The organism is Citrobacter sp. wls718, from assembly GCF_005280945.1.
GTDB lineage: Bacteria > Pseudomonadota > Gammaproteobacteria > Enterobacterales > Enterobacteriaceae > Citrobacter > Citrobacter gillenii.
Map to the genome: position 1 here is coordinate 50,287 of NZ_SZWV01000053.1, position 15,910 is coordinate 66,196.

15 protein-coding genes are annotated in these 15,910 nt (G+C 52.5%); 3 read left to right on the top strand and 12 right to left on the bottom strand.

Features of this window, described 5'->3' with window-relative positions:
- The 6 genes from rsxC to blr all read right to left on the bottom strand — a co-directional run.
- On the bottom strand, positions 1-1,857 hold a 1,857-nt coding region (rsxC, locus tag FDW95_RS10615; RefSeq protein WP_249359039.1), incomplete at its 3' end, for an electron transport complex subunit RsxC.
- Positions 1,850-2,428, bottom strand: coding sequence for an electron transport complex subunit RsxB (gene rsxB / locus FDW95_RS10620; protein ID WP_096757133.1), 579 nt, complete (start codon positions 2,426-2,428; stop codon positions 1,850-1,852). The genes rsxC and rsxB, both read right to left, overlap by 8 nt.
- Positions 2,428-3,009: an electron transport complex subunit RsxA gene (gene rsxA / locus FDW95_RS10625; protein WP_005121199.1), complete on the bottom strand. Its 582-nt coding sequence runs from the start codon at positions 3,007-3,009 to the stop codon at positions 2,428-2,430. The genes rsxB and rsxA overlap by 1 nt, the downstream gene beginning before the upstream one ends.
- A gap of 76 nt (positions 3,010-3,085) precedes the next feature.
- Positions 3,086-3,526: a DUF2569 domain-containing protein gene (locus FDW95_RS10630; protein ID WP_115258559.1), complete on the bottom strand. Its 441-nt coding sequence runs from the start codon at positions 3,524-3,526 to the stop codon at positions 3,086-3,088.
- A gap of 91 nt (positions 3,527-3,617) precedes the next feature.
- A complete protein-coding gene (gene ydgT / locus FDW95_RS10635; RefSeq protein WP_096757131.1) occupies positions 3,618-3,833 on the bottom strand; it encodes a transcription modulator YdgT in 216 nt (71 codons plus the stop codon).
- A 285-nt stretch (positions 3,834-4,118) separates the two neighbouring features.
- Positions 4,119-4,253 carry a division septum protein Blr gene (blr, locus tag FDW95_RS10640; RefSeq protein WP_115258558.1) on the bottom strand — a complete coding sequence of 45 codons (135 nt, stop codon included), beginning with the start codon at positions 4,251-4,253 and terminating at the stop codon, positions 4,119-4,121.
- 241 nt (positions 4,254-4,494) lie between these two features.
- Between blr and FDW95_RS10645 the strand changes: the two genes are divergently transcribed.
- Complete coding sequence (locus FDW95_RS10645; protein WP_096757129.1) at positions 4,495-5,535, top strand: oxidoreductase; 1,041 nt, start codon at positions 4,495-4,497, stop codon at positions 5,533-5,535.
- Between the two features lie 47 nt (positions 5,536-5,582).
- Here FDW95_RS10645 and add read toward each other — a convergent pair whose 3' ends face one another.
- The 4 genes from add to malX all read right to left on the bottom strand — a co-directional run bounded on the left by add (position 5,583) and on the right by malX (position 9,920).
- Positions 5,583-6,584, bottom strand: a complete 1,002-nt coding sequence (gene add / locus FDW95_RS10650; RefSeq protein ID WP_115258557.1) for an adenosine deaminase — start codon at positions 6,582-6,584, stop codon at positions 5,583-5,585.
- 226 nt (positions 6,585-6,810) lie between these two features.
- Positions 6,811-6,981 carry a YnfU family zinc-binding protein gene (locus FDW95_RS23175; RefSeq protein WP_164496619.1) on the bottom strand — a complete coding sequence of 57 codons (171 nt, stop codon included), beginning with the start codon at positions 6,979-6,981 and terminating at the stop codon, positions 6,811-6,813.
- 163 nt (positions 6,982-7,144) lie between these two features.
- Positions 7,145-8,317, bottom strand: a complete 1,173-nt coding sequence (locus FDW95_RS10655; protein ID WP_115258556.1) for a MalY/PatB family protein — start codon at positions 8,315-8,317, stop codon at positions 7,145-7,147.
- A 10-nt stretch (positions 8,318-8,327) separates the two neighbouring features.
- Positions 8,328-9,920: a maltose/glucose-specific PTS transporter subunit IIBC gene (malX, locus tag FDW95_RS10660; RefSeq protein ID WP_115258555.1), complete on the bottom strand. Its 1,593-nt coding sequence runs from the start codon at positions 9,918-9,920 to the stop codon at positions 8,328-8,330.
- 171 nt (positions 9,921-10,091) lie between these two features.
- Between malX and FDW95_RS10665 the strand changes: the two genes are divergently transcribed.
- A complete protein-coding gene (locus FDW95_RS10665) occupies positions 10,092-11,120 on the top strand; it encodes a Mal regulon transcriptional regulator MalI (protein ID WP_115258554.1) in 1,029 nt (342 codons plus the stop codon).
- A 68-nt stretch (positions 11,121-11,188) separates the two neighbouring features.
- On the opposite strand, the gene FDW95_RS10670 is transcribed toward FDW95_RS10665, so the two are convergent.
- Both FDW95_RS10670 and manA read right to left on the bottom strand, forming a co-directional pair.
- Positions 11,189-12,697: a YdgA family protein gene (locus FDW95_RS10670; protein WP_115259948.1), complete on the bottom strand. Its 1,509-nt coding sequence runs from the start codon at positions 12,695-12,697 to the stop codon at positions 11,189-11,191.
- 107 nt (positions 12,698-12,804) lie between these two features.
- Positions 12,805-13,980 (bottom strand): mannose-6-phosphate isomerase, encoded by a 1,176-nt coding sequence (gene manA / locus FDW95_RS10675; RefSeq protein WP_115258553.1) that lies wholly within the window; start codon positions 13,978-13,980, stop codon positions 12,805-12,807.
- Between the two features lie 263 nt (positions 13,981-14,243).
- Between manA and fumB the strand changes: the two genes are divergently transcribed.
- Positions 14,244-15,890 carry a class I fumarate hydratase gene (fumB, locus tag FDW95_RS10680; RefSeq protein WP_115258552.1) on the top strand — a complete coding sequence of 549 codons (1,647 nt, stop codon included), beginning with the start codon at positions 14,244-14,246 and terminating at the stop codon, positions 15,888-15,890.
- Positions 15,891-15,910 lie beyond the last annotated feature (20 nt).

The following is a 15,910-nucleotide window of genomic DNA, read 5'->3' on the forward strand; positions in this document are numbered from 1 at the left end:
ACGCGGGTCAACCGGTTCGTCTGTCTCGGCGACGGCCTGCTGCTGCTCAAGTTTGCGTGCTTTAGCGCGGGCAATGGCGGCTTCTACCGCGGCTTTGCGCGGGTCAACCGGTTCTGCAGTCTCGGCGACGGCCTGTTGCTGCTCAAGCTTGCGTGCTTTGGCACGGGCAATAGCGGCTTCTACCGCGGCTTTGCGCGGATCGGTATCGGTGGTGCTGTCGGTAGCAGGCACATTTTCCGCCTGTTTGGCCCGGGCCTGTGCTTTCCGTGCTTCTCTGGCGGCAATGGCGGCACTATTATCCGGTTTCTCTCCGGCCTGAATAACAATCGGTTGTAAAGCCTGTGCTTGTTTCTCTTTCACCCGTGCAAGTGCGGCAGCAATGGCATCGTTGTCCTTCGCGGCAGGCTGAACGGCGGCGCTTTTATGACGTTCAAGACGCGCGGCTTTTTCACGCTCCAGGCGTGCCTGTCTGGCTTCGAATCGTGCTTTTGCCTCTGCGGCGCGTTTTTCTTCCTGGCTTATGGCGTAAATCTCAGCTTTTTCCTGACGGAAATACTGCACCAGCGGAATATTGCTGGGACATACCCACGCACAGGTACCGCATTCAATGCAGTCAGCGATATTGTGACCGATTGCTTTGTCGTGCTGCTGTCCTTTACTGAACCAGTAAAGCTGCTGAGGCAAGAGATCGGCCGGGCAGGCGTCGGCGCAGGCGCTACAGCGAATGCAGCCTTTTTCTTCCTGCTGTTCACCCATTTCACTGGCAGATGGCGCCAGCAGGCAGTTGGTGATCTTCACTACGGGGACATCAAGCCAGGGGAGAGTGAAGCCCATTAGCGGGCCGCCCATGATGACCATTTGCTCTGCGGAAGGGCAAAAACCTGCGTCATCAAGCAGGTGGCGAACAGGCGTCCCTAAACGTGCCCAGACGTTGCCCGGACGGCTAACGGCTTCGCCGGTCAGCGTTACGACGCGTTCGGTGATCGGTTCCCCGTCGATCACGGCGCGTTTGATAGCATAGGCCGTACCGACGTTTTGCATCAGGACGCCGATATCCGAGGAGCGTCCACCGTGTGGGACCTGTTTTCCGGTCAGAATTTGGGTCAACTGCTTCGCGCCGCCGGAAGGATATTTGGTTGGGATAACGCGCAGGCTGATATCATGTGAGTCCGCCAGCACCGCGCGCAGCATTGATATCGCTTGCGGTTTGTTATCTTCAATCCCCAGCAATATTTCGCGCGGTTGAAGAATGTGGGCCAGAATGCGGATGCCTTCCACTACCTGAGCTGCACAATCCTGCATCAGGCGATCGTCAGCGGTAATGTAGGGCTCACATTCCGCAGCGTTGATGATCAATGTTTCAATTTTATCGCCGCCGCCCTGCAGTTTTACGCCAGTAGGGAAACCAGCACCGCCCAGTCCGGCAACGCCGAACTGATGAATACGGGCAATAAGCTCTTCTCGGCTGCGGGAACGATAGTCAGCCCAGCCTTCACGCTCAATCCAGCGATCTTCGCCATCAGCATCGATTATGACGCTGAGCTCGGCCAATGCTGAAGGGTGCGCAGTGGAGTGCGGAGCAATGGCCACAACGGTGCCGGAGGTTGGCGCGTGCACTGGCAGCATTTTGCCTCGTCCACGCGTCAGCGCCTGGCCGCGCAGGACGTGGTCACCGACGTTTACGCACAGTTCACCCTCAGCACCAATATGCTGTTTGAGCGGAATCACCAGACGCGGCGGCAGTGGTACTTGTCGCAGCGGCGTGCCGTTTGACTGGGCTTTCATTTCGGGCGGATGAATGCCGCCTTCGAAGTCCCAAATTTTGTTTTTTCTGAATGCAGAGAATAGCTTAAACATGTTGTTCCACGGGAATGATGCGCACGGGGATAGTGTTCAAATCCCACTTCCAGCTATCAGGCGTTTCGGCAACCGGACGTAATTCAATACACTGAGTCGGGCAAGGATCAACGCACAGGTTGCATCCGGTACAGAGATCGCTCATGACTGTGTGCATCGCACGCGTCGCGCCGACGATGGCATCAACCGGGCAGGCCTGAATGCACTTTGTACAGCCAATACAGTTATTTTCATCAATGACCGCCAGCATTCTCACCGGCGTAACGTCCTGTTCATCACCATCAATAGGCTGCGGATCGACGTTCAGCAGCGTCGCAATTTTTAGCATCACCGCTTCACCGCCGGGGGCGCAGCGATTGATTTTTTCGCCCTGACAGCCAATCGCTTCCGCATACGGGCGACAGCCAGGGTAACCGCACTGGCCACATTGACTTTGCGGAAGGATCTCATCGATTTTTTCAACGACCGGGTCATCCTCAACGGCAAAACGTCGGGAGGCATAGCCTAAAACAGCGCCGAATGCCAGACCCAGTAGACTCACTGCGGCAACGGCAATCCAGATAGCATTCATTACAGCTTCACCAAACCACTAAAGCCCATAAAGGCCAATGACATTAAACCGGCGGTAATCAGCGCAATCGCATTACCGCGAAAAGGTGCCGGAACATCAGCCACGGCGAGGCGCTCGCGAATGGCGGCGAACAGTACCATCACCAGCGAGAAGCCGACGGCAGCGGAAAAACCGTACAGCGCCGACTGTAAAAAGTTATGACCGAGGTTGATATTCAACAACGCGACGCCCAGTACCGCACAGTTAGTGGTGATCAACGGTAAGAAGATCCCCAGCAGGCGATACAGCGCAGGACTCGTTTTGCGCACCACCATTTCGGTAAATTGCACGACCACGGCGATGACTAAGATAAACGCCAGCGTACGCAGGTAGATGAGATCGAGCGGGATTAGGATCCAGGTGTCAATCAGCCATGCGCAAATCGATGCCAGCGTCATTACAAAGGTCGTGGCGAGGCCCATGCCCATCGCCGTTTCCAGTTTTTTGGAAACGCCCATAAACGGGCAGAGACCCAGAAACTTGACCAGTACAAAGTTATTGACCAGTACAGTTCCGACAAACAGCAGCAGGTAATCAGTCATTTTTCGGCCTGAAATAAAAAAGCCGCCTATTATCTGACAATCTACAACAGGCGACAACAGGTTAACTGTAGGGTTATTACGGGTTCACAAACGTCGATTTCACGCGCTGCGAACGCTTGAAATAGGGCACCAGCAATGCAGCAGCCAACAACGGGAACAGTAGCTGGCGGACGGCAAAGGCATCCGGAACAGGTGAAAACGCAAAGGCTTTAATAGCCAGTAACACGGAGATCAGTAACCATAAAATGTAGTGCTTAGGTACACAGCGTCGGCGTTTGAAAAACGCGATAGTCAGCCACAGCGTGTAGTACCACATGGCGATAGCGGTAATAAAGGAAACGCCCCATAACAGTAAATTAGTGGCGCTTTGTTCGCCGAGCGTCTGAAACGTCTGCGGAGTTGCCAGCGCAGTTACATACAACAGGATCGCCAGCGAAGCGCTCAACAACGCCACTAACAGCCAGGCCAGTGGACCAAGTAGCCAGCCTCCGATACGTTGTGCCGGTGTCGTCGTCATCTCTTCTCCAGATTTACGCGTGCAAACAAACATGCCATTCATTTTGGGGCGATTATTATAAAGCTTTTAACGATGAGCGCTACTTTCTTATTTATTGCACATAATGCCAGACGGATTTTGGCACCTGGCCGATATCAAACAGGCGTCCCCCGGAGATTAGCTCCGCCCGGCGGTGATCCGCCGCGCGATACATATTGATAATGTCGCGATCGTCGGTGAGCGTGTAGTTAAGATGATCGAACAGTTTTTCCAGGCTTTCGAGGGAATTGATTTTGCGGAATTTTAATAAGTAATCCTGAACAGTCATATGTGGAGATCCATATTAAGAAAATAACACCAACGGAGTAGTTAATATTAAAAAATAAACAAGGTTGCACAGATAAAAACGCAGGGTGTGCAAAGATACAAATAAGAGTGTTCGTACTGATAGATACGCAGGCACGCTGAGCACCCGATCAAAGGGTAACGCGCTTCGCTATCGCAGGCAATAAGTGCCAAGGTGGGGGACTGCACAATTCGCTATTTTTGATAGAAATGACGCTGTTACAACCTAACCCAGCACGACTGCTGGGTTAAAAAAGGAGGCCGTGGGTTATTTTTTCTGCACCGCATGCACCGAAGCCGTTGGTTCTGGTGACTGGTAGTTGTCGATATGCGTGGCAATACCTAAAAGGATGACGGAAACCGCGAGAACAATCCAACCTGTTAACTCAATAAGACGATTCATTACTGACGACATTTGCTTTGATTTATCCTTAAACACAGGAGGCAAATGTTACTTATCAATAAGTAAGACGGCAAGAGCATTGGGAACGATTTCGACGACTTTTTCGCAGCAAGTTATCACTAAGTGGCATATGTTTGACTTAATTTAAGAAACAACCTTTTCCCTGCAAAGGTTATTAAACTGTTGTGACGTTGCGATGTATGGTGTGAAATAGGTCGGTCCTGAATTGAGAGGCAATAACATGAGTGACAACATCCGCGTTGGGCTGATTGGCTATGGCTATGCCAGCAAAACTTTCCATGCCCCTCTGATTGTGGGCACCCCGGGGCTGGAGCTGGCCGCGGTATCCAGTAGTGACGAAGCAAAAGTGAAGGCGGACTGGCCTTCTGTTACGGTGGTGAGTGAGCCTAAGCATCTGTTTAACGATCCCAGCATCGACCTGATTGTGATCCCCACACCGAATGACACGCATTTCCCGCTCGCTAAAGCAGCGCTGGAAGCGGGTAAACACGTGGTTGTTGATAAGCCATTTACCGTGACACTGTCACAAGCTCGCGAACTGGATGCGTTGGCGCGTAGCCTGGGTCGTGTGCTGTCTGTTTTTCATAACCGCCGCTGGGACAGTGATTTCCTGACGCTGAAAGCTCTGCTGGCAGACGGAGTGTTGGGTGAAGTCGCTTACTTTGAATCCCACTTCGATCGTTTCCGTCCGCAGGTCCGCGACCGCTGGCGTGAACAGGGCGGACCAGGAAGCGGAATCTGGTACGATTTAGCGCCGCATCTGTTGGATCAGGCCATTAACCTGTTTGGTTTGCCCGTCAGCCTGACGGTGGACCTTGCGCAATTGCGTCCTGGCGCACAATCGACAGATTATTTCCACGCTATTTTGACTTACCCTCAGCGTCGGGTGGTTCTGCACGGCACCATGCTGGCTGCCGCCGAGTCGGCACGCTACATCGTGCACGGTTCGCGTGGGAGCTATGTGAAATACGGTCTTGATCCGCAGGAAGAACGTTTAAAAAATGGTGAACGTTTGCCGCAGGAAGACTGGGGTTACGACATGCGCGATGGCGTGCTGACGCGGGTCGAAGGCGAAGAACGTGTGGAAGAGACCTGGTTAACCGTGCCGGGTAACTATCCGGCTTATTATGCGGGTATCCGTGATGCACTGAACGGCAATGGTGAAAACCCGGTTCCAGCACGACAGGCCATTCAAATTATGGAACTGATTGAGCTGGGTATTGAATCGGCAAAACATCGTTCTACGTTGTGTCTTGCCTGATTACGGAAATGCCGGATAAGCGTTAGCGCTATCCGGCACTATCATCGTTATGCCGCTGCGACTTTCTCACGCAACGCACGTTTCTCTTCAGTACTCAAAAACGCCATTTCCAGACCATTAATTTGCGCCTGACGGATCTGCTCGCGGCTCAACCCTGCAGCTGGAGCAGCAACGGTATATTCGTGAATAATATCCACGCCCTGAACCGCGGGATCGTCGGTGTTTAGACTGGCCAACACACCCTGTTCGAGGAACGTCTTCAGCGGATGTGCAGCCAGTGAAGCAACGGTGCTGGTCTGGATGTTGGAGGTCAGGCAGGATTCGATGCCAATTCGCTGCTCGGCAAGAAAATCCATCAATGCACGATCTTCCACAGCTTTAACGCCATGGCCAATACGTTCAGCGCCCAGTTCTCTTATTGCCTGCCAGATGCTTTCAGGGCCTGCTGCTTCACCAGCGTGCACGGTAATGTGCCAGCCTGCATTGCGCGCCCGATTAAAATGAGACAGGAACAGACTGCCTGGGAAACCCAGTTCATCGCCCGCCAGGTCCAGTGCGGTAATGTGGTCACGGTGTGCTAACAGTGCATCCAGTTCCTGCAGGCAAGCGGCTTCGCCAAAAGTACGGCTCATAATGCCAATTAAGCGCGCTTCCACGCCAAAAGCCTTGCAGCCTTCACGTACGCCCGCAATTACTGCTTCAACCACGCCCGCGACGGGGAGTTGATGCGCCATCGCCATATAGCCGGGCGAAAAGCGCAGTTCCACATAGTGCAGCCCGTTACGGGCGGCATCTTCAATATTTTCAAATGCCACGCGGCGGCAGGCATCCAGTGAGGCCAGTACCTTCACGCCCCAGTCAAGCTTCGACAAAAAACTGACTAAATCCGGTTCTGTCGAGGTGACCTGCACGTGCGGGATCAGCGTTTCCAGCGTTTGAGCGGGAAGCGTTAAATTGAACTGACGGCCAAGATCGAGAATGGTTTGCGCACGAATGTTGCCATCAAGGTGGCGATGGATGTCGGTTAAGGGGAGGGATTTATCAATCATGGTCGCACTCTTTGTTTTTAGTAAAAGTGCGCACCATTATACAACAGAAACATCATCCGCTAAAACCATCCAGAAAGTAGGTATTCGCTTTGTAATAGCCTAATTTAGGCGTGATATTTGCTGAAATTATAGATGACAGATGTCGTGAGATTCGGAGTGATGATTTATGCTGTGATAACCGCAATTCATAATAATTGTTTTGAGCAGCGGTTATCTGAATAGCAGTTTACGCGACGAGTTTGGTATCGGCCTGGAATAGTTTATTGCACTGCGGGCAAATCAACATGGCACCTTTTTGTACGCGAGAAAAACTGTGTTCAGAATGCGCGGTGCAGTTAGGGCAAGGACATTTGATAAGAAAATTACGGCGGGATTTCACATTTTTACGTTCAGACATAGGCTCTTCCTGATTTGAGTGGAAGCCCACTATACACGGTTAGCTGAAAAATACTGTTTTTTCTCACATTGCCCTATTGTGCAATGGTGAGAGAGTAACAAAGAAGGCGGATTCCCCAGCAGGTAAAATTTGCGCAATGAAAAGGCTCATTGCGCAAATACAGTCAGCGTAGCGAACGAATAGCGTTTATTAACCCATTCACACCTTTTTCCAGTTTTGCACGCGGACATCCGGCATTAAGACGGACAAAACCGCGACCTTCTTCACCATAGGTATATCCCGACATGATCGCGACTTTTTGCTGATGGATGAGTACATCCTGCAACGCATGATCATCAATATTGAGCGGACGCAGGTCAATCCATGCCAGATAAGTTGATTGTGGGATCTGCCAGTTTAACTCAGGGAACGCAGCATTAAGCTCATGTGCGACATAGTGCAGATTAGCGGCCAGATAATCGCGTAACGCATCCAACCACGGGGCGCCGTGCTGATAAGCAGCAATATGCGCGGTAAGCGCCAGTACGGCAGGTGAGGAAAGGCCATCTCGGCCTTTTAGCGCCGCAAGGTAGTGGTTACGGCTATCGGCGTCTTCAACGATCCCGTAAGCCCCGGTTAACGCCGGAATATTAAAACTCTTGGAACCGGATGTGAGCAGCGCCCAGTCGCCTCGAGCAACCTGACTCCATGGGATATGAGGTTGTTGATCCCATACCATGTCCATATGAATCTCGTCGGAAATGACCTTCACGCCGTGCCGTTGACACATGCTGGCCATGGTTTCCAGTTCATCTCGGGTCCAGACCTTGCCGGTCGGATTCTGCGGACTACAGAGCAGAAGAATTTTGCTTTCAGGCCGCGAGAGGGTTTCTTCCAGCTTAGCCATATCGCAATACCAGCCGTGCGCACGTTTCTCCAGTGCAACAGGGTGCACTGTACGCTGGTTGCCTTTGATGGCGTTGTAAAACGCATCGTAAGCTGGAGTATGGATAACCACCGCGTCACCCGTTGATGACCACTGACGGATCAGCTCCGACACCATATAGATGACGGAGGGGCCATAAACTACAGATTGCGGATCGATTTGGGTGTTATGGCGGGTCAGGAACCAGTGGCTAATTGCCGCCAAAAAATCATCATTTTTCCAGCGACTGTAGCCCAACACACCGTGTGACAGGCGCTGCGTCAGCGCCTGGAGAATGCATGGTGCGGTGGCAAAATCCATATCTGAGATGGTGAATGGTAGCAGGTCGGCCGAACCAAACCGGTCGGCGACATAATCCCATTGGGTGCACCAGGTACCGTGCCTGTCCACTTCAGTTGAGAAATCAAACATATTGTTGCCCTTATGCCTGTACGGTATTCATCAGAACCGTCATTTCGTCCTTCACCGACTGGACCTGCGGACCGATGACGACCTGCAAGTTATGCTGATTGAGTTGAACGACACCAATCGCGCGATTGTCCTTCAGTGCCTGCACGTTCACAAGCGACATATCTTTCACGGAAAGACGCAAGCGGGTAATGCAATTATCCAGGCTGACGATATTCTCTGCGCCACCCAGCGCCGCCAGAATAGCCGGGACGTTATAGCCTGATTTGCCCGGCGTTCCTGCCATGACTTTCTCAATATTGTTGGCAATTTCGACATCACGACCCGGTGTTTTAAGATTAAAGCGGGTGATGGCGAAGCGGAAGATGACGTAGTACACCGCGAACCAGATAGCAGCGACAACCGGTACCAGATACCACTTGGTGGACAACCCGTGCAGGATGCCAAACACCACGAAGTCAATCAGGTTGCCATCGGTATTGCCGATAGTGACGCCAAGCACAGCCATGATAGTGAAGCCCAGTCCGGTCAACAGTGCGTGAATAACGTACAGCACTGGTGCGACGAACAGGAATAAGAATTCCAGAGGTTCGGTGGTACCGCCAATCACGCAGGCGATCAGGCCGGAGATTAATAATCCCTTAATTTTGTGACGATTTTCAGGGCGAGCACAGTGGTACATCGCTAACGCAGCGCCCGGTAAACCGCCGAGGAACGCCGGCATTTTGCCCTGGGACAGGAAACGCGTGGCACTTTCAGAGAAGCCCTGAGTGGTAGGGCAGCTCAATTGGGCCTGGAAAATAGTCAGCGCGCCGCTAACGCTATGACCACACACCTCCTGCGTACCGCCAGCTTCAGTGAAGCGAATTAAGGCCACCAGAATGTGATGCAGGCCAAACGGCAACAGCAGACGTTCACCGGTACCAAACAGCATCGGACCAAAATCACCGGCGCTATTGATGATGTTACCCAAGCCAGTGATACCCATGGCGAAGAACGGCCAAATCAGCGGAATGACCAGCCCGACCAGTCCCATCACTACCGACGAAATAATCGGCACAAAACGGGTACCACCGAAGAACGCCAGCGCATCCGGTAGGCGAATGTTGTGGAAACGTTCATGCAGCATCCAGACAATGATCCCGGCGATTACCGCACCGAGGATCCCAGTGTCGATCGACTGGATCCCCAGAATGTTTTGCACGTTGTTGGCTTTGAGGATCGCCGCATCCGTGGTGGGCAATATTCCCTTGGCCGTTAACCAAAAGTTGACGGCCAGGTTCATTACCGCATAGCCGACAAAACCGGCAAAGGCCGCAACGCCTTTGTTTTCGCGCGCCAGGCCAAGCGGGATAGCGATACAAAACATCACCGGCAGAAAACTAAATGCGAAGGATCCGACTTTGCTCATCCAGGTAAACAGCGCCTGCAACATCGGGTTCCCCAACGCGGGGATCAGCGTAATGACATCATGGCTGCTTAATGAGCTGCCGATCCCCAGCATGATCCCGCAAAACGAGAGCAGTGCTACGGGCAACATAAAGGTTTTGCCCAACTGCTGGAAAAATTCCCATAACGTGACTTTTGGTGTGGTTCTCGTCGTCATCTAACGACTCCTTGTAAAAAATCGACCAACGAATGATGGCGAGAAGATAAAACGTTTTACCTAATTTTAGTGCGTTACAAATCACATTATCGAAGGATAATAGGGCGTATAAATACGGATGATTGATAAAACGTTTTATCCATCACGTTATCAGGGAGCTTTCTGGTTTTTATGGCTATAGCCAAAAAAATAACCATTCATGATGTAGCGCTGGCGGCCGGTGTTTCAGTCAGTACCGTCTCATTGGTTCTTAGCGGCAAAGGGCGTATCTCATCAGCGACCGGAGAACGGGTCAATGCTGCCATCGAACAACTGGGGTTCGTACGTAACCGCCAGGCATCGGTGCTGCGTGGCGGGCAGAGTGGGGTTATTGGGTTAATCGTTCGCGATCTCTCGACGCCGTTTTATGCCGAACTGACGGCAGGACTGACGGAAGCCTTAGAAGCTCAGGGGCGGATGGTATTTTTACTGCATGGCGGTAAGGACGGCGAACAGCTGGTCCAGCGTTTCTCGATGTTACTCAATCAGGGTGTTGACGGGGTGGTGATCGCCGGAGCCGCGGGCAGCAGCGACGCGTTACGGCAGTTGGCCGGTGAAAAGGGTATTCCGGTAGTGTTTGCTTCACGCGCCAGCTATCTGGATGATGCTGACACCGTCAGACCCGACAATATGCAGGCTGCGCAGCTGTTAGTTGAGCATCTTGTCGGGCATGGTCATCAACGAATCGCCTGGTTAGGTGGACAGAGCTCCTCTCTGACCCGTGCAGAACGCGTGGGGGGATATTGCGCCACGCTGCTTAAATTTGGACTGCCTTTTCACAGCGATTGGGTACTGGAGTGCGCCTCAAGCCAGAAGCAGGCCGCAGACGCCGTGACGGCGCTACTACGGCATAACCCGACCATCAGTGCGGTGGTGTGCTATAACGAAACTATCGCCGTTGGGGCTTGGTTTGGCCTGATTAAAGCAGGGCGACAGAGTGGTGAAATTGGCGTTGACCGTTATTTTGAACAGCAGATCTCGCTAGCCGCCTTTGCCGATGTGGCAGAGAACGCTCTGGATGATTTACCGATTATTTGGGCCAGCACGCCCGCGCGTGAAATGGGATATACACTGGCTGAACGCGTACTCCAGCGAATCAGCAGTGATGAGGGGCATTCGCGCAATCTGACGTTATCCGCCAGACTGGTGACGCAAAAGTAATGCGCCAGAGGTAAAAAAGCCCGATAAATCGCTTTATCGGGCTGTGGCGGACATCACGCAGATGGTAATTACGGCTGCGGAATGGCCGGGGCATCTGGTGCGGAAAGTGTTGGCATACCAAACATGCCGACAAACTCATCCAGCGGCATTTTTTGGCCGTTGAGCGTCACCTGACCATTTGCGTACTGCAGGCTGGAGCCGATGGTGTTGTCCTGTACCGTCGTGATGCGGAACATTTGACCCATCGCAGCAAGACCATTGACCTGCTGTTTCGCCATACCTGCCGCTTCTTCCTGCTGATACCCTTCCAGTTTGGCAATCTGGGTCATGAACTCAGTTGCCATATCCATTGGGATCGCCAGCTTTGCGTCCAGTGATTTCACTGAGCGATCCACTTCCTGGGCCAGCGTTTTTGGTTCTTCCTGGTTCGCATTCGGGTCTTTTAGGAACAGGGACAGATTAAAGCTGGTCTCACCCTTGGCATTTTTCCAGCTCAGTGGCGCAACGGTAATAACCGGCTCACCCTTCATCAGAATAGGCAGAGCGCTGAAGAACGCTTCGGTCACTTTCTGCTGATACAGCTCCGGGTTTTGCACTACGTCAATCTGTGACATCAATGCTTTGGTTTGGGCACTATACTGCTGGCTGAACTGATGTAATGCTTCGCCATCAATCTGGCCTACTTTCAGCGTCAGCTTACCGCTTCCCAAATCTTGACCCTGCAATTTCAGGCTGTTGATCGTGTAATCCAGCTGGCTGTTGACGGTTTTACCCTCGTTAACCAGGTCTGATTTACCGTCGATGCCCATGCCTTCCAGCACCGCCAGCTCTTTGCCTTCGACGGAAATAGACAGCTTATCAAGGGACAATTTCTGATCGCCAATACGCTCACCAAAGCTGGCAACCGAGCTTGAGCCATCCGTCTTCAGATTATTAAAGGTAACTTGTACTTTTTGATCGTACTCGTTAACCGCATTGACCACGCCGCTTTGCGCTTCACCGGTCAGGGAAACCGCGTTACCGTCTTTGTCGGCGCTGAGCTGGAATTCGCCTCCGCTAAAGGCCACTTTCTCATCGCCTTTTTCGTAACTCAGCGGCTTGAGAGATATGTCAGAGCGGGTATCGCCGCTATAGCCCACGCGGGAATTGATGATGAAAGGTGACTCACCCTTGGCAATGTCAAATAACGGTTTGGTGACGTCATTATTCACCAGCGTGGTTTTGACTGCGGCCATCGCGGGTACCAGGTTGAATGACTTAAGCTGGGCTAGCGGGAAAGGGCCATGATCGACGGATTCATCCAAAATGATGCTTTGCCCTGGCTTCAGCCAGGCATTTTCCTGACCAGCAACAGGTTTTACCACCAGTTGCAGCTGGCTGCTGAACACGCCGCGCTGGTAGTTCTCATAACTCAGCTCAATGCCTGCCTCGGGCGAGAGGCGTTTGAGCTGATCGTTTGCCTGCGTCACCATCTCAGCAAGATGGGTTTCCAGTTTCTTTCCCGTGAACCATGCACCGCCCGTCCAGACGATTCCCAGTGCAACCACCACACCCGCAGCTACCAGCGTTTTTTTCATTTCGATATCCATAAAATAAATCCAGGCGTTTGAAGACGCCTGGAGGGGTGACATGTCTTTAACTCACTACTAGCTTAGCAAGAGTTGTTAAAAATATCAGTATCTTGCTACAGCTTGTTATAAACCCGCGCTAAACGACCGGTGCCGCTGACGTTCACCGGCGACTCATTGGCGCTGATAAATGCCGATTCACCTGCTTTCAGTACCAAGCGTTGCTCGCCCTTGCTCAGCACGGCTTCGCCCTCAACGCAGAACAAAATGGCGGCGCTGTGCTGGCTGATAGTGGCTTCACGGGCAGACAGTTCATGTAGGGAGAACGCGAAATCGTCAACCGGGATTGGGAAATCCAGTTCACTCTCTGTTTTGACTGGGGTTGTCAGCAGTTGATTCGCCGGTTTAGCGACAAACTGAACGTTGGCGACCAATTCTGGAATATCGATGTATTTCGGCGTCAGTCCGGCGCGCAGTACGTTATCGGAGTTGGCCATGACCTCGAGCGCCACACCTTGCAAGTAGGCGTGTGGGGTTTCGGCAAACAAGAACATCGCCTCGCCTGGATTCAGCTTTACCACATTGAGCAGCAGCGGAGAGAACAGGCCGCTATCATCCGGATAGACATCCGCTATCAGACGGATAGTTTGCCACGGCTCACCCTGTTGGCTGTTAAGGGCAGATTTCAGTACGGTCAGCGCACGCGATTTCTCTTCACCCTGCATATTCAACAAGCTGGCGAAAAGGTGGCTCAGACGCTCGGCGTTGGGTTCCTGCAGGAAGTGAGCGATGGCCGGATGCGCACCAGACACTGGCTGTAGCAGCGCCACAATCTCGGAGAACTCGCGAAACGCATTCATCGCCAGGAAAGGCGTCAGGGCAAACACCAGTTCGGGCTTGTGATTAGGATCTTTGTAATTACGCTCGGCGGCGTCCATTGGGATCCCTGCGGCGTTTTCTTTGGCAAAGCCAACCTCAGAATTGTGTTTGTTCGGGTGGACCTGAATCGAAAGAGGCTGGGCAGCGCAGAGCACTTTAAACAGGAAAGGCAGTTCACCAAAGCGTTGTGCTACGGCATCACCTAACAGTGCTGACTTATCGTGCTCGATCACGTCACGCAGGGAAACTGTCTGGCCGTCGGCGTTCTGAACCCGAGAACTGCTTTTCGGATGGGCGCCCATCCACAGCTCTGCCATCGGTTGCTGGGTCGGATTTTCAATGCCATAAAGTTCCGTTAAGGCAGTTTTGCTTCCCCAGGCATAGTTCTGCACTGAGTTGATGAGTTTTTGCATTATCAAGCCCTGTTTCAATGTGGAATTATCTCTGACTATTAAACCAAGAAACCTACGGGGAAGTAACCTGCGCATGTAAAAAGTCGTACTTGTCTCAGTTTTTGTTAAAAATTTGTGTAGGATATGGTGACTCGCTTTTAATACCCTGAGCAATTCTGGTTGCACAAAGGCCGTTGCTGGCACAACCGGACCCGCGACAGGGAAGCAGGGCAATGGAACATCTGCCCAGAGAATAACCAGACCGAGCAGTAAGTGAGAGCACAATGTCAAACAAACCCTTTCATTATCAGCATCCTTTCCCCCTCAAAAAGGATGATACCGAATACTATCTGTTGACCAGCGACCATGTTTCCGTTTCCGAATTTGAAGGCCACGAAATCATTAAAGTTGATCCGCAAGCCTTAACCCTCCTTGCCCGCCAGGCATTTCATGATGCCTCATTTATGCTGCGTCCGGCGCATCAGCAGCAGGTTGCGGATATTCTTCGCGACCCGGATGCCAGCGAAAACGACAAATATGTGGCCCTGCAATTCCTGCGTAACTCCGACATCGCGGCGAAAGGCGTGTTACCGACCTGCCAGGACACCGGTACGGCGATTATTGTCGGTAAAAAAGGGCAACGTGTCTGGACCGGCGGGGGTGATGAAGCCGCTCTGGCGCGTGGGGTGTATAACACTTATATCGAAGATAACCTGCGCTATTCGCAAAACGCCGCGCTGGATATGTATAACGAGGTGAACACCGGAACCAACCTGCCTGCGCAGATAGACCTGTATACCGTGGACGGTGACGAGTACAAATTCCTCTGCATCGCTAAAGGCGGGGGATCGGCGAATAAAACCTATCTGTATCAGGAAACCAAAGCGCTGCTCACGCCGGGTAAATTGAAAAATTATCTGGTCGAGAAAATGCGTACGCTGGGAACCGCAGCCTGTCCGCCGTATCACATTGCTTTTGTGATTGGTGGAACCTCGGCAGAAGCAACGCTGAAAACCGTTAAGCTGGCGTCGGCAAAATATTATGATGAATTGCCGACTGAAGGTAATGAGCATGGTCAGGCGTTCCGCGATGTCGAGCTGGAAAAAGAGCTGTTGATTGAAGCGCAAAACCTTGGACTGGGCGCGCAGTTCGGCGGGAAATACTTCGCCCACGATATTCGCGTGATCCGCCTGCCGCGCCACGGTGCGTCATGCCCGGTTGGCATGGGCGTCTCCTGTTCAGCGGATCGTAATATCAAAGCCAAAATCAACCGCCAGGGGATCTGGATTGAGAAGCTGGAAAATAATCCCGGCAAGTACATCCCGGAAGCGTTGCGTCAGGCCGGTGAAGGCGAAGCGGTGCGCGTCGATCTTAACCGCCCGATGAAAGAGATCCTGGCTCAGTTGTCGCAGTATCCTGTTTCCACGCGCCTGTCACTGAATGGCACAATCATCGTCGGACGTGATATTGCGCATGCAAAACTGAAAGAGCGTCTGGATAACGGCGAAAGTTTGCCGCAGTATGTTAAAGATCATCCAATCTATTACGCGGGTCCGGCGAAAACGCCGGAAGGTTATGCTTCGGGTTCGCTGGGCCCAACCACCGCCGGGCGCATGGATTCATATGTTGATCAACTGCAGTCTGCGGGTGGCAGCATGATCATGCTGGCAAAAGGCAACCGCAGCCAGCAGGTTACTGACGCCTGCCGTAAACACGGTGGCTTCTATTTAGGTAGCATCGGCGGTCCTGCGGCAGTGCTGGCGCAAGGCAGTATCAAGAGCCTGGAATGTGTGGAATACCCGGAACTGGGGATGGAAGCCATCTGGAAAATTGAAGTGGAAGATTTCCCGGCGTTTATCCTGGTGGATGACAAAGGTAACGATTTCTTCCAACAGATTCAGACGTCGCAGTGCGCACGCTGCGTTAAGTAACGTCAGCTGCCCTTCGGGGC